This is a genomic window from Ruegeria sp. HKCCD7303 (assembly GCF_013111185.1).
Taxonomy (GTDB): Bacteria; Pseudomonadota; Alphaproteobacteria; order Rhodobacterales; family Rhodobacteraceae; genus Ruegeria.
In genome coordinates, this window is sequence record NZ_WVRE01000005.1 from 80,870 (window position 1) to 94,622 (window position 13,753).

General features: G+C 57.4%; 14 protein-coding genes. 2 read left to right on the forward strand and 12 right to left on the reverse strand.

Annotated elements, in window-relative coordinates:
* Nucleotides 1–131: 131 nt before the first annotated feature.
* The 12 genes from GS630_RS14140 to GS630_RS14195 form a co-directional block, all read right to left on the reverse strand.
* Entirely contained in the window at nt 132–2,585 is a 2,454-nt protein-coding gene (locus GS630_RS14140; protein WP_171620045.1) for an FAD-dependent oxidoreductase, read from the reverse strand.
* A 90-nt stretch (nt 2,586–2,675) separates the two neighbouring features.
* A complete protein-coding gene (locus tag GS630_RS14145) occupies nt 2,676–3,653 on the reverse strand; it encodes a GlxA family transcriptional regulator (protein WP_171236059.1) in 978 nt (325 codons plus the stop codon).
* A gap of 8 nt (nt 3,654–3,661) precedes the next feature.
* A complete protein-coding gene (locus GS630_RS14150; RefSeq protein WP_171180205.1) occupies nt 3,662–4,555 on the reverse strand; it encodes a homocysteine S-methyltransferase family protein in 894 nt (297 codons plus the stop codon).
* On the reverse strand, nt 4,552–5,619 hold the full coding sequence (locus GS630_RS14155; RefSeq protein WP_171180207.1) for an alcohol dehydrogenase family protein: 1,068 nt from the start codon (nt 5,617–5,619) through the stop codon (nt 4,552–4,554). The genes GS630_RS14150 and GS630_RS14155 overlap by 4 nt, the downstream gene beginning before the upstream one ends.
* A gap of 1 nt (nt 5,620) precedes the next feature.
* Entirely contained in the window at nt 5,621–6,097 is a 477-nt protein-coding gene (locus GS630_RS14160; protein ID WP_171180209.1) for a cupin domain-containing protein, read from the reverse strand.
* A gap of 18 nt (nt 6,098–6,115) precedes the next feature.
* The gene (locus GS630_RS14165) at nt 6,116–8,563 is read right to left on the reverse strand and encodes an FAD-dependent oxidoreductase (protein ID WP_171620047.1); all 2,448 of its coding nucleotides are present in this window, start codon (nt 8,561–8,563) and stop codon (nt 6,116–6,118) included.
* 16 nt (nt 8,564–8,579) lie between these two features.
* A complete protein-coding gene (locus GS630_RS14170; protein WP_171620049.1) occupies nt 8,580–8,960 on the reverse strand; it encodes a GFA family protein in 381 nt (126 codons plus the stop codon).
* Nucleotides 8,961–8,964: 4 nt separating this feature from the next.
* Nucleotides 8,965–9,588 carry a LysE family translocator gene (locus GS630_RS14175; protein ID WP_171620051.1) on the reverse strand — a complete coding sequence of 208 codons (624 nt, stop codon included), beginning with the start codon at nt 9,586–9,588 and terminating at the stop codon, nt 8,965–8,967.
* Nucleotides 9,588–10,157, reverse strand: coding sequence for an XRE family transcriptional regulator (locus GS630_RS14180; protein WP_171180216.1), 570 nt, complete (start codon nt 10,155–10,157; stop codon nt 9,588–9,590). The genes GS630_RS14175 and GS630_RS14180 overlap by 1 nt, the downstream gene beginning before the upstream one ends.
* A gap of 145 nt (nt 10,158–10,302) precedes the next feature.
* Nucleotides 10,303–10,845 (reverse strand): GNAT family N-acetyltransferase, encoded by a 543-nt coding sequence (locus GS630_RS14185; protein ID WP_171180218.1) that lies wholly within the window; start codon nt 10,843–10,845, stop codon nt 10,303–10,305.
* A 99-nt stretch (nt 10,846–10,944) separates the two neighbouring features.
* Nucleotides 10,945–11,400, reverse strand: coding sequence for a GAF domain-containing protein (locus GS630_RS14190; RefSeq protein ID WP_171180220.1), 456 nt, complete (start codon nt 11,398–11,400; stop codon nt 10,945–10,947).
* A gap of 73 nt (nt 11,401–11,473) precedes the next feature.
* A complete protein-coding gene (locus GS630_RS14195) occupies nt 11,474–12,646 on the reverse strand; it encodes an acetyl-CoA C-acyltransferase (protein ID WP_171236065.1) in 1,173 nt (390 codons plus the stop codon).
* A 103-nt stretch (nt 12,647–12,749) separates the two neighbouring features.
* Between GS630_RS14195 and GS630_RS14200 the strand changes: the two genes are divergently transcribed.
* Nucleotides 12,750–13,088 (forward strand): STAS domain-containing protein, encoded by a 339-nt coding sequence (locus GS630_RS14200; RefSeq protein WP_171180223.1) that lies wholly within the window; start codon nt 12,750–12,752, stop codon nt 13,086–13,088.
* 21 nt (nt 13,089–13,109) lie between these two features.
* Entirely contained in the window at nt 13,110–13,559 is a 450-nt protein-coding gene (locus GS630_RS14205) for an ATP-binding protein (protein WP_371809139.1), read from the forward strand.
* Nucleotides 13,560–13,753: the final 194 nt, after the last annotated feature.

The following is a 13,753-nucleotide window of genomic DNA, read 5'->3' on the forward strand; positions in this document are numbered from 1 at the left end:
AGCGAGGCGCTGCCTCGCGCTCCGAGGTATTTTTAGGCCAGATGAACAAGGGATCCTACATTCATCTGGCCCCAAATACCTCGGGGGAGTCGCCCGAGAAGGGCGGCGGGGGCAGTGCCCCCTCGCCATTGTCAGACTTTCACGCGCTCGGATTTTGGGTCGTACATCGGCTTAAGCGAAGCTTCTGCTCTAACCTTCACCCCACAGACATCGATCTCATAAGTGGATGCCAGAACGTCCGCAGCCTTTTCGCCTTCGCATGGGACATAACCCAGACCAATGGCACCGCCCAATGTGTGGCCATAGTTGCCCGAGCTCAGATAGCCCACATATTCACCATCGCGGACAATCGGCTCGTTGTGGAACAGCAAAGGTTCGGAATCTGTCAGCTTAAATTGCACCAACCGGTTCTTGGGGCCACTTTCTTTGCGGGCAATCACGGCCTCACGCCCTATGAAGTCACTGCCTTTGTCGACCTTGACCGCAAAGCCAAGACCCGCATCCACCACATGATCCTCGCAGGTGATGTCGTGCCCGAAATGGCGGAAGCCTTTTTCGATACGGGCGCTGTCCATCATGTGCATCCCGCACAGCTTCAGCCCCATATCCTGTCCGGCCTCGTGGAGGGTTTCGAATACATGGCCTGCCATGTCCGCAGAAACATAGATCTCCCATCCAAGCTCGCCCACATAGGTGACGCGATGAGCACGCGCCAGGCCCATTCCGATCTCAATCTCCTGCGCAGTGCCGAAGGGGTTGGCCGCGTTGGTGAAATCGTTGGGCGACACTTTCTCGAGCAGAGCACGCGAGTTGGGCCCCATAACGGCCAAAACACCCTCACCTGCTGTGACATCGGTGATCACGACGTTGAAATCGCCCGCGTGGCGCATCATCCAGGTTTGATCTGCCAGACGTGTCGCGGCAGGAGTCACGACCAGATATGCGGTTTCGCTCAGGCGTGTGACAGTCACATCGGCTTCGATCCCGCCGGCACGGTTCAGAAACTGCGTGTAGACAATCTTGCCATTAGGTACCGAGTAGTCGCCACCACCGATATAGTTCATGAACTTTTCGGCGTCGGGACCTTCGACGCGGACCTTGCCGAAAGACGACATGTCATACATGCCGACATTTTCGCGCACGGCGCGGTGTTCAGCAGCCGAGTTCTTGAACCAGTTCTGACGCTTCCAGCTATACTGGTATGCGCGCTCTTGCCCTTCACCCGCGAACCAGTTGGCGCGCTCCCAACCAGCCAACTCGCCCATGACAGCACCCTGTTCCAAAAGGTGGTGGTGGAACGGCGTTCGACGCACACCGCGCGCAGTGGCTTTTTGACGATAGGGGAAGTGGTCGGCATACAGCAGCCCCAGCGTCTCTTTCGAGCGTTCGAAGAGGTACTTTTTATTGCCCTGGAACGGCTGCATCCGGCTGATGTCCACATCGCCCAGATCAAAGGGTTTCTCGCCTGTGTCCATCCATTCAGCCAGCGCCATACCCGCGCCACCGGCAGACTGAATACCGATCGAGTTGAAGCCCGCAGCGACCCATACATTATCCATCTCGGGCGCAAGGCCTAAATGATAGGCATCGTCAGGTGTGAACGATTCCGGGCCGTTGAAGAAAGTGTGGATACCGGCTTCGGCCAGCATCGGCATCCGCTCACACGCAGCTTCGAGGATCGGCTCAAAATGGTCGAAGTCTTCGGGGAGTTGATCGAATTCGAACGTGTCCGGGATGCCGTCCATTGCCCACGGTTTCGCGTTGGGTTCGAACGCGCCCAGCAGGATTTTACCTGCATCTTCTTTGTAATACGCGCATTCGTCAGGCACACGCAGCACTGGCAGTTGGGTCAGACCGTCGATATTTTCGGTCACGATATAGAAATGCTCGCACGCATGAAGCGGCACGTTGGTACCCGCCATGCGGCCTACCTCGTGGCCCCACATCCCGGCGCAGTTCACCACCATGTCGCATTCGATATGGCCCGAAGCGCTGCCGTCATCCGCGACCCAATCCACCCCGGTGACAGAACGGCCCTGCTTGACGATGTCAGTGACTTTAACCCGTTCCTTCACGACGGCGCCGCGTTGCCGTGCACCTTTGGCCAGCGCCAGTGCGATATTGGCGGGATCACCCTGGCCGTCCAGCGGCAGGTAAACGGCCCCTTTGACGCCATCGAGATTGATATGCGGATACAGCTCCTGAACGCGTTCGTTCGAGATTTCTTCGACCTCGACACCAAAGGCGCGCGCCATGGCCGCCTGACGGTAAATCTCTTCCTTGCGCTCGTCGGTCAAAGCCACGGTGATTGATCCACAGCGTTTGAAGCCCGTGGCAACGCCGGTTTCTTCTTCCAGAGATCCGTAAAGTTCCTGGCTGTATTTCGCCAGCTTGGTCATGTTCGCAGTGGCACGCAGTTGTGCGATCAAACCCGCCGCGTGCCATGTGGTACCGCTGGTTAGCTGTTTTCGTTCCAGAAGAACAACATCCTTCCAGCCCTTTTTGGTCAGGTGATAGGCAACAGAACATCCGATGACACCGCCGCCAATTATGACCACGCGGGCCTTGCTGGGAAGATCAACCATGATGACGACTCCGATAGTGTTTGGTCTGCGGAAGGATGCCATAGGAGGTCGACAGGAAATGCACCAAAAACGTCACCAAATTCGTGAAAATCATCTTTGGTTGGTCTGACGCCTGTCCCGCCTCATGACAAACGGAGTAACCCCGAAGAAGCTCTTGTAAACAGAAGAAAATCCGTTTGGAAACCCACAAGCCATACCGATTTCGCGCACGCTCATCGTGGTGTTCATAAGCAAGTTGTTGGCCTTTGCCAGACGCATTTCACGATAAAACCCATTGGGCGTGGTGCCCAAAAAGGATTTGAACTTACGCTCCAACGACCGATTCGACAGGTTCAGATCCTCGACAATCTGCTGGATGGGCAGCGGATCTTCGATGTTCTCTTGCATCAGTTTGATGCACTGATCCAGTTTTGCATCTCCGGTGGCCGAGGTTTTTGCCCCGGAAAACGGCTGCATGGAAGAAAAGTCGCGAATCTGCTCATGCAGCATGATATCCGCGACGGTCATTTTCGCCGGCCCCGAGATGTGCCGCCCGATGACAGCCAGTGCGATGTCCGCAGTCGCACCCATGCCCGCACATGTGACCACAGGTCCGTTCTCTGTGGCAATCAGAAGTTTCGCCTCAAACCGGGCGCCGCGCTCACGCAGGAAAGAGGCATTTTCCCAATGGGTTGCCAGGTCTTCGGTGCCTTTTTCATCTATGTAACGGCTGGCGGCTTCAGACAGCAGAAAAACCTGTGCACCACGGTACGTATAATCCGAGACAGTGCGCCCAAGCGACAGGTCGGGTTGATCCGGGTCGGAATTGCCGATGACAAATAGATAGTCCGCCTTGGGCTGCTGCGGCACAATTGAGGTCGAAACAACCGCGTCACTGCTGCTGGCCACATCGCCACCGCGCAGCGACCGGTACGAATATGTGAAAGGTGGAGAAGCACAAACACGGTTCGCCACACGCAGAACATCCACCAGCGAGGCTAGCTCAAGCAGCACAAAACCGGGCGCGACCAGTATGTCGAAATGCTGGATCGTCTGCTTTGGGCTTCTCTGTGTCGCTTCTGCTGTCATCTGTGTGCTCAGACGATATTGTGCCCGGCCGCCCGCAAACGGTTGGCCAGTGTTTCGATATGATCCGGGCCGATTTCGCAGCATCCGCCAACAATAGTAGCACCCTGACCGATCCAACGCATCGCGTGATCTGCATAAGCGTCCGGGCCAAGATCGTGACGTTGTTCCAATGCGTCCACTGTCGGCGCATCTTCGAGGAACCCGTCCGAGATATGCGTGAACCCATTGGCATAGGCCCCAAATGGCAGAGACATGCCGGACAGGATCTCCAACGCGGCCGGGATCGCTTCGGGACGCGAACAGTTGATCAACAGCGCATCCGGGGAAAACTCTTTGATAAGCGGAGCAATATCCGCCAAGGGCTCTCCCGACCTGAGGAAACGACCGTCGTCATCATTTACTGAAAGAGAAAGCCATACCGGCTTGCCACATTCCGACGTACCCCGTAGCGCACCTTCGGCTTCAAGTACTGATGACACCGTCTCGATCAGAAACAGATCTACGTGATCCGCCATAAGGCCAACCAGTTCCGCAAATTTCTCACCAGCATCGATTGGGTCGGGCTTCAGGTCAGGTCTGTACGATGCCAGCAAAGGCCCCAATGATCCGGCAACGCGCCCTTGCCGACCCTCGCAAGCCGCTTGTGCTTGCGAGACGGCTGTATCAACAAGGGCCTCAAGCTGATCTTCGATGTTTTCAAACCGCAGTCGCGACCGGTGAACCGCATATGTGTTGGTGGTCGCAATGGTGGCCCCGCGCCGAAAATATTCGGCGTGAACTTCGCGCACCAATTCGGGGTGTTCAATCATGACACGGGTTGACCAAAGCGCCGTTGGAGCATTGCCACTGAGCTTAACCAGTTCCTGCCCGATCGAACCATCCAAAAGGGTGATATCTGTCATGCTATCGCTCCTTGAGGCAAAAGAACCAGCTTGCCCGGTAAGGTCTTGGATTGGAAGTCCGCTTGCGCCTGGGCGATATCCTTTAACGGATAGGTGCAAGAGATCAACGGTTTGATCCGTCCCGAATTCATCAATTCGACAAGACGTCCAAAGACTTCAGGGCTTTGATGGGTGCACCCGTGAATTGTGATGTCGCGCAAGTAGATATCCCGCAGATCGGCCTGAACAATTGGGCCTGCGATTGCACCCGACACGGCGTAGTGCCCTCCGGGTTTCAGGGCAAGGATCAGCGATGCCCAAGCAGGACCACCAACGACGTCAATGACCACATCAAAGATGTCTTGAGGCAGCGGTTCACTACGGTCAAACGTAGCTCTTGCCCCCTGGGACATGACGACCTTGGCTTTCGCAGCGCCCGTTACGCCCCATACAGTGGCCCCGCGCAGTGACGCGAGCTGTACAGCGGCCAGACCGACACCACCTGACGCACCAGTGATCAAGACCTTTTGCCCTGCAGTCACGCCTGCGCGGGTCAGCAGGTTTTCGGCGGTTCCAAAGGCGCAGGGTATGGCTGCAATTTCAACATCCGACAAGGGCGAGGTGCTGACGTCGTACAGATCATCCGCCTCTACTAGACAATACTGGGCAAACGCGCCGTCGATCTCTGACCCCAGCGCAACGAACCCCCGAGGATGTCCGGGACGCGGGCGCGGAAGGTTGATCGGGCAGGTTACGCGTTGGCCCGGGCTGAAATGAACTCCTTCGCCCACCATCTCGACAATGCCGCACAGATCCCCACCCTGAATGCGGGGGAAGTGCAAGGCACCGCCCCACCCACCGGCTTCGACGTCTTGCTCCACGGTATCCGTAGCGCCGGTCACATCCGACGAGTACCAGCCGACACGCGTGTTGATATCCGTATTGTTCACACCGGCCGCGGCAACCCGAACAAGCACCTGGCCCGGACCGGGCTTTGGCACCGGAATATCTTCGCGCCACTCCAAGACTTCGGGTCCACCGTGACCGGTCAGATAAACGCCAGACATGGTGTTGGGGATAGCCATCTCAGACCTCATCATCCGGGTGCGCGGGAACAGGCCCCATGGGAACGATATCGTACCTTGCGTTGACCTTCGCCATTTTGGCCTCATCGGCAAAGTCTGCCTCGGTCATCTTCGCGAGTTCGGCAAGGAACCCATCAAACCCTGACGGCTGAAAGATCATGAGCATTTTGGCAGGTGTATCAACTGCAATGCGGCACGCGTGCGGTACTCCGGGCGGAACGTGCATCGTGGTGCCCTGCCCGCATCGATGCCAGTCGCCGTCGACATAGAAGTCAACTTCACCTTCCAAAAAATAGAAGGTTTCGGCGTGCGTATCGTGGCGATGAAGGCCAAGCGCGAAGCTGGCCTTCAGATTGTCTTCCATAAGCGTGTATGCGCCGTCTGTGTCCTGACCTGACACCTTCACGAAGGTATGGTCATTTTCCCAGTCATAGTTGGGGCCCTCGCCGGGCCCCAGTTTGGCGTATCGTTTGCTCATGGCGGTCTCCGCAAGGGGTTAAGCGCGCAACCGCTCGTTCTCGGGATCCCAAAGCGGTTGATCCTGCTCTACCACAGCGCGGCACTTTTGGCCGTAGATTTCGACCTCAAGCTCGGTACCCGGGTTTGCAAGCTCAGCCTTAATCATGCCCAGAGCGATGGATTTGCCGACACGGTACCCCCATGCGCCCGACGTCGTCTCACCGACGATCTCGTCCCCCTGCCAGATGCAGGACATGTATGGCGCGTCGCAATCGCCAGCCTCAACAGTCAGGGTGACGAACGACTTCTTCACGCCTTGCTGCTTCTCGCTCAGGATCGCGGCCTTGCCGGGGAAGTCCTGCGGTTTGTCCAGTTTGACGAACCGCTCCAGCCCCCCTTCGAGCAGCGAGTAATCGCTCGACAAGTCGCCTTTCCACGCGCGGTAACCCTTTTCGATGCGCAGCGAGTTCAGGGCGTACATACCGAACGGCTTGGCCCCCGCATCAAGGATCGCGTCGTAGATCGCAGGCATATCCGCGTTGAGCGCATGAACCTCCCACCCCAACTCACCAGCAAAAGAAACGCGGATCAGGTGGGCCGGTTGGCCAGCCACGGTTGCGGCCTGATGGGTCAGCCAGCCCGAGGACAGATCGGCATCGGTCAGGCCCGAAAGAATCTCACGCGACTTTGGGCCGGTGACGATCAGCGTGTCGCGGGTTGTGGTGACGTCCTCAACCGATACGCTGGTAGGCATTGCGTTCACCAGAATATCGCGGTCATGCCATTGCGCGGTCGCGGCAGTGATCATGACGAACTCATCTTCACCCAAACGCAGACAGGACATCTCAGTCAGGATGCGGCCGCGGTCATCCGAGATGTAGACCAGATTGATACGGCCCACTTTAGGCAATCCTCCAGCTACTAGGCCACGCAGTGCCTCGGCCGCGCCTTCGCCTTTGACCATGAAACGCGAGAACCCTGGCAGGTCAAGCACGCCGCAATGGTCGCGCACCGCCTCGCATTCTTCTTTGATCCGCTGCTCCCACGGGCCGGAACGGCCCCAGGTATGCGTCGCCTCCAAAGATGTATCATCGCCCGGCTGCGCGAACCAGTTGGCACGTTCCCAGCCGTTATACACACCCATCACGCCGCCCAGCGCTTTGACCTTGTCATGTACCGGCGACAGCTTTTTGTCACGCGCGGCAGGCCATTCGTGGTGCGGGAAATGCATGGCGTATTCGTTGCCGTAGACTTCCATGCCTTTCTGGTTGCAATAGTCCTGATCGGTGTAATCGGTGTAACGGCGCGGATCGACGGCCCACATGTCCCACTCGGTCGCGCCATCAACGATCCACTCGGCCAGCACCTTGCCCGCGCCACCGCCCTGCGCGATGCCAAAGGTAAAGCTGTGCGCCTCGAACGCGTTTTTCACACCCGGCATCGGACCAATCAGCGGCAGGCCATCCGGCGCGTAGGGGATCGGGCCGTTGATCACCCGGCCTACGCCCGACGTTGCCATCAGCGGCACCCGCTCCATTGCGTCGGTGACGATGTCCTCGATTCGATCCAGATCGTCATTCCAAAGCTGGAAGCTGAAATCCTCGGGCATCGGATCGTCTTCGGTCATCCAGTGGCCTTTGCAGTTGGGCTCGTAGGGGCCGAGGTTGAAGCCGTTCTTCTCCTGCCGCAGATAGTAGGAGACATCGACGTCCCGCAGCAGAGGCAGCTTGCCGCCGTGTTCCTTCGACCACGCTTCAACTTCGGGGACTTCATCAGTCAGCAGGTATTGGTGGCTCATCACCATGGCAGGCACAGTTCGGCCGCCGAATGGCTTGAACATCTCACCCACGCGCTGTGCATAGTAACCCGCGGCGTTCACTACGTAGTCACAGGCGATGTCGCCTTTGTCCGTATGCACGGTCCAGGTGCCATCGTCATGCTGCGTCACACCGGTCGCAGGACAGAAGCGGATGATCTTCTGACCCAGATCGCGCGCGCCTTTGGCCAGTGCCTGCGTCAGCTGCGCCGGGTCGATATCGCCGTCGGTGGGATCATACAAAACGCCCTCAAGGTCATGCGTCTCGAGGAACGGATAGTGCTCCTTGGCCTGTTCCGGGGTCCACATCTCCATCGGGATGCCCTGATAGCGGCCCATGGACATGGCGCGCTCGAACTCTTGCATCCGCTCTTTGCTATGCGCCAGACGGATGGAACCCGAAACGTGATAGTTCATCGGGTAGTCGACCTCTTCAGCCAAGCGCGAATACAGCTCGGTCGAGTAGCGCTGCATGTTCATGATCGCCCATGAGGTCGAGAAGGTCGGCACATTGCCCGCCGCGTGCCAAGTCGAGCCAGCAGTCAGCTCGTTCTTTTCCAGCAGAACGCAGTCGGTCCAGCCCTTCTTGGCCAGATGATAAAGGGACGAGCAGCCCACGACGCCGCCACCGATGATGACAACACGGGCTTTGGTTGGAAAGTCACTCATGTGTTTTGATCCTCTGTTACTGTGCCCGCTGGGGCAGATCGTCTGAGATGTCGTAGTAGTCACCTTTGTCAGCGACAAAGATGTGCTTTGAGAGTTTCAGGCCCGTAGGTTCGCTGAGCGCACCCATGGAAATCGAAATCGTGTCTTCGGCATTGTGCTGCCAGAACAGGAAAGAGCCACATTCACTGCAAAAGCCACGCCGCGCGATATCTGACGCACGGAACCAACGCAGCGTGTCACTGGCGGTAAAGCTCAGGTTGTCCTGCTGGGTCGAGGTCGAGGACCAGATATGGCCCGACTGCCTGCGGCACTGGCCGCAATGGCAGGCCGAGGGCGGCGACAGCTCTCCATCGATCGTAAACGCAACTGCGCCGCACAGGCAGGAACCAGTATGCATTAGACTACCCCCTTGCTGTGGGCGTGGAGCTGGCCCCCAGCAACACGCCATAGATGATGAAACAGGTTGCCATCACGCGGCGAACCCAGATGTTGAACACAGCCCCTAGTGCCGCCTTGCCCATCAGCGCACCCAACAAGGTGAAGCCGGTATAGCTGAGCGTGGTGATGATCAGCGCGGTGGGCATGATAACCCCCATTTGCTGCCAGATCGGCACGTCAGGTTGCACGAATTGCGAAAAGGCCGCGAGGTATCCGGCCACGCTTTTGGGATTGATCGTCGCCACTGCCAGCGCGTGAAAATAGACATGCCGAGCAGGTCGTTCAGAGGCCGGCGCTGGTTTCGTAGCGTTCATCCAGCCTCGGATGCCGACCCAAATCAGGAAAGCGGCCCCCACAAGTTTGGCCGCGAAGAACCCGGTCGGTGACGCGGCGATCAGTGCGGTGATGCCCAGCGCCGACAGGATCAGAAACGCGCTTGCTTGCGTCAGGATTGCCAGAACACCCAACATCGCCTTTGGGAAGGGCAAACTCATCCCGTTCGAGATACAATTAACCGCATTCGGACCCGGCGTGGTCACGAACACCACCCAAAACAGCGCGAATATGGTCCAGGCTTCAAAGCTCATCAATACACCGGCGGAGCAATGACCCAGATTGCCACTGCGTGCTCATCATAGGGGTTGGACCATTGGTAAGTTTCGTGTTTGATCCGAAAGCTGTCACCCGGGCCAACGGTAAATACGCGCGACCCGATGGTCAGATCCAACCGGCCCGAAATCATGTAGCCCACTTCCTGCGTCGGGCGATTAGCGGGCGTCTGCATCTTCGAATTGGGCTCGAACGTGGAATGCACCATTTCGAAATCATCGGTCAGATCAGGCGAAAGCAGTTCTTCGATCAACCCTTCTTCCCCCGACCCCATGGGCCGGCGCGTTCCCGCACGAACAACATATCCCTTCTCATCAACCGGAACCGCCGCATGAGCAAACAGCATCGACATAGGTACACCAAGGCATTCTGCGATCTGTCGCAGATCCGAGATGGAAGGGTCGGACATGTCCCGTTCAACCTGGCTGAGCCAACCGACCGAGCGCTCCAGCCGTGTCGCGATCTCGGTCAGGGTTAACCCACGCGCCTTGCGCAAGGCACGCAAGTCAGCACCCAATGTCGCGCTTTGTGGGGCTTGGTTGTTCACACAGACACTCCGAATCTCGTGAAATTTTTTATCCTTTTTTCACGATGAGGCAATTTAGTGAAAAATCCAAGCCTTTTTTCATGCACCCCTCATTCCGGATCGATGCGCACTCGGGCTTGCATCGCAGGTAATCTGCCTTTGGAAACTAAACAGCCGACGGCTCTGTCGGTTTACCGGTTTGGCAGACATACATCTCGGTATCTGCCGGCGCATTTTCACAAAGCAACACAAAGCCTGATTTTTGAAGAACGCGGGTGGAAGCCGGGTTATCACGTCCTACCCCGGCAACAAGGCGTGTGACCGGGCCCGGTGTCAACGCAGCGATCAGCCCATCCAAAAGCTCTGAGGCATAGCCATTGCCCCAGGCGTTTTCTGCGATCAGATAGCCGAGATGAATATTTGGGACTGCATTGAGACTTAACTCAGTAGCCAGAATCGTAAGTCCGATCAGATGACCATCTTGTCTTTGCCGCACCACCAGAACATCACTTTCAACGCAACGGGCGTCGATCCAGTGCGAAATGTCCCGATCCTGCAACTGCATGGATGGCGGCAAGCACTTCAAGACATTGGGTGTCAGCAATGTGCTGAGCTCGCTTTCGAGTTTCTGCCGCAGCAACGGGACCTGAAGTTCTTCCGTCCAATGATTGACCAAAAGGCGCGGTGTGGAGAACTGGTTTGGTGTCATGCCCGCTCCAACTCAAATTCGGCAGCTACACTGTATCAGATGCCGAGAAGAACCAAAACACAGCCACCATTGAACGAGTCTGAACCCATCCAAAAACTGCTACGCTGAAGCGAAGGTCTGTGACAGAATCGTCGACAGATTTTCCGCGTCATCGACCGAAAACGCATCCGGTTGATTGCTGTCGATGTCAAAAACCGCGATCACCTCACCCGCTGCGTTGCGAACGGGTAAAACCAACTCGGACCGAGTTGAAGAGGCGCACGCAATATGGCCGGGGAAGGCGTCGACATCCGGCACAAGCTGCACCTCACCTGTCCTTGCGGCGGCACCACAGACGCCCCGGTCAAATGGGATGACAAGGCAACCGTGCCCGCCTTGATAAGGGCCGATTTTCAACAAGCCAGGGTCAACGACCCGATAAAACCCTGTCCAGTCAAAGCGGTCATCGGAATGATGCACCTCGCACGCGACCGTGGCCATCAAAGCGACCAGATCCGTTTCGCCTTCAGTCAAGGCCGCGATTGTCTTGGTCAGGGTATCGTATTCGACTTTCATTGTTTCTTATCCATAGGGGCCGCGCGGGGGCCATGCCCCCGCACCCTCGAAGTATTTGGAAAAAGATGAAGGGTCAAACGCGTTCGATTGCTATCGCTGTGCCTTCGCCGCCGCCAATACAGATTGCCGCCACGCCGCGTTTGAGGTCCCGCTTCTCCAAAGCGTTCAGCAATGTGACCATGATGCGCGCGCCCGAGGCACCAATAGGATGACCCAACGCACAGGCCCCGCCATTCACATTCACTTTGTCGCGCGGCAGACCCATCTCATGCATGAACGCCATCGGCACAACCGCGAAGGCTTCGTTAACCTCCCACAAGTCAACGTCATCCTTGCTCCAACCGATGCGGGACAAAAGTTTCTGTGCGGCCGGAACCGGCGCAGTGGTAAAAAGCCCGGGCGCTTGCGCGTGACTTGCATGACCCAGAATACGTGCGCGCACCGCCAATCCTTGCGCTTCGGCTGCTTCGGCCGAGGCCAGGACAAGCGCTGCGGCGCCATCCGAAATCGAAGAGGAGTTGGCAGCCGTCACCGTGCCGTCCTTTCGAAACGCGGGTTTCAAGGTCGGGATTTTGTCAGGGCGGGCAGATTTCGGTTGCTCATCACAGTCCTGGACAATCTCGCCCTTACGCGTGCGAACTGTGACAGGCGCAATTTCCTGATCAAAGGCCCCGTTTTCCTGTGCGGTCAGGGCATTCGACAAAGATTGCAGTGCGTACTCATCCTGCGCTTCGCGTGTGAACTGATACGCTTCGGCACAGTCTTCGGCAAAGGTGCCCATCAGACGACCTTTGTCATAGGCATCTTCCAGCCCGTCCAGGAACATATGGTCGACCACCTGACCGTGGCCAATTCGGGCGCCACCGCGCATCTTGGGCAGCAGGTAAGGAGCATTTGTCATACTCTCCATACCGCCAGCAACCATTGTATCCGCATGGCCCAACGCGATCTGGTCAAAGGCGACCATCGCCGCTTTCATGCCTGAGCCGCACATCTTGTTTAACGTGGTCGCAGGAACTTCTTCGCCCAAACCAGCTGCAAATCCGGCCTGCCGCGCGGGGGCTTGGCCTTGCCCCGCAGGCAAAACACATCCCATCAGAACTTCGTCGACGGTCTGGGCCCCGGCCTGGCGCAACGCAGCCCGGATTGCGTCCCCCCCCAGGTCGGCGGCGGCAACGCCGTCGAACATGCCCTGAAAGCCACCCATCGGCGTTCTGGCGGCTCCTGTAATCACAACATCTTTCATCCGGGTTTTCCTCCTGCTTTCGGGTTCTTGAATACCGAATGGTAAGAATTGGCGTCTAGCGTATTTCTACGACTCATTTTTCAGTTTGGAGGGCGCCCGAGCCATGGGGCTGACCAGCACATCACACGGCCCAATACAGGTCATAACCGTGCATTCCGACCGGATCGATGCCGCGATGGCCATTCAGTTCAAGGAAGACATGCGCGCGGAAACCGAAAACGGCGCAGATCGGGTTGTGCTGAATTTGTCGGGGGTTGAGTTTATCGATTCCAGCGGTCTGGGCGCGATTGTGGCGTCGATGAAGCAACTGGGCAAAGACCGCAGGCTGGATCTGGCCGGACCGCAACCCGTGGTCCAGAAAGTCTTTCGCCTGACCCGGATGGACACCGTTTTCCGGCTGTTTGAAACACTGGACGACGCACTGTCGGACCCGGATGCGTGACCAAGGCAGGAGTGAATGGGCGTGAAGCCAATTTGTAACGAGACCTGCCTGGAACTAAGCTTCCCCGCAACAGACGCCGAAGCCAGCGCAGGTATCGCGCGGCTTAGCAGCGGTCTGGCAAACCATGGTTTGCCGCCTGATAAATCTGACGATGTGAAGATTGCATTGGCCGAAGCAATCAACAATGTGGTGGAACATGCTTACAAGGGCATTGCTCCGGCTAAGGTGCAGGTGACTTGTCGACTTGATCGGAATCGGCTGGACATCTTGATCTCGGATACCGGGCACCCGCTGCCTGGCCTACAAATGCCGGACGGAACGCCCGCGCCGCTGGGGAAAACAACGCAAGATTTGCCGGAAGGGGGGTTTGGCTGGTTCCTGATTCACCAACTCACCAGTGACATCCAATATGAGCGCCGAGATGGGTGTAATCGGCTTTCGCTGCGGTTTAATTTCGACAAAAACGCCTAATCAGGCCCAATTGGTCACAATAACGCCATTTTCGAAACATTGTCGCGCCGCAAACAACCGCCATACAGTGACTCGTAGCTCAGATAGCTTCCCTCGGCGCCAATTATCACAGCCCCCACCCAGTGAAAGGCGCCGAGGAACTTCTCCCCTGAAATTTCTGGACAATCCCCGATCAGTGAATAGCTTTCCCCTGT

Bases quoted from the DNA above. Each gene is read 5' to 3' on its own strand.
- GS630_RS14155 (WP_171180207.1), bottom strand. From the start codon at position 5,619: ATGGCTATCCCCAACACCATGTCTGGCGTTTATCTGACCGGTCACGGT.
- GS630_RS14195 (WP_171236065.1), bottom strand. From the start codon at position 12,646: ATGAAAGATGTTGTGATTACAGGAGCCGCCAGAACGCCGATGGGTGGC.
- GS630_RS14150 (WP_171180205.1), bottom strand. From the start codon at position 4,555: ATGACAGATATCACCCTTTTGGATGGTTCGATCGGGCAGGAACTGGTT.
- GS630_RS14190 (WP_171180220.1), bottom strand. From the start codon at position 11,400: ATGAAAGTCGAATACGATACCCTGACCAAGACAATCGCGGCCTTGACT.
- GS630_RS14200 (WP_171180223.1), top strand. From the start codon at position 12,750: ATGGGGCTGACCAGCACATCACACGGCCCAATACAGGTCATAACCGTG.
- GS630_RS14165 (WP_171620047.1), bottom strand. From the start codon at position 8,563: ATGAGTGACTTTCCAACCAAAGCCCGTGTTGTCATCATCGGTGGCGGC.
- GS630_RS14185 (WP_171180218.1), bottom strand. From the start codon at position 10,845: ATGACACCAAACCAGTTCTCCACACCGCGCCTTTTGGTCAATCATTGG.
- GS630_RS14175 (WP_171620051.1), bottom strand. From the start codon at position 9,588: ATGAGCTTTGAAGCCTGGACCATATTCGCGCTGTTTTGGGTGGTGTTC.
- GS630_RS14170 (WP_171620049.1), bottom strand. From the start codon at position 8,960: ATGCATACTGGTTCCTGCCTGTGCGGCGCAGTTGCGTTTACGATCGAT.
- GS630_RS14140 (WP_171620045.1), bottom strand. From the start codon at position 2,585: ATGGTTGATCTTCCCAGCAAGGCCCGCGTGGTCATAATTGGCGGCGGT.
- GS630_RS14160 (WP_171180209.1), bottom strand. From the start codon at position 6,097: ATGAGCAAACGATACGCCAAACTGGGGCCCGGCGAGGGCCCCAACTAT.
- GS630_RS14145 (WP_171236059.1), bottom strand. From the start codon at position 3,653: ATGACAGCAGAAGCGACACAGAGAAGCCCAAAGCAGACGATCCAGCAT.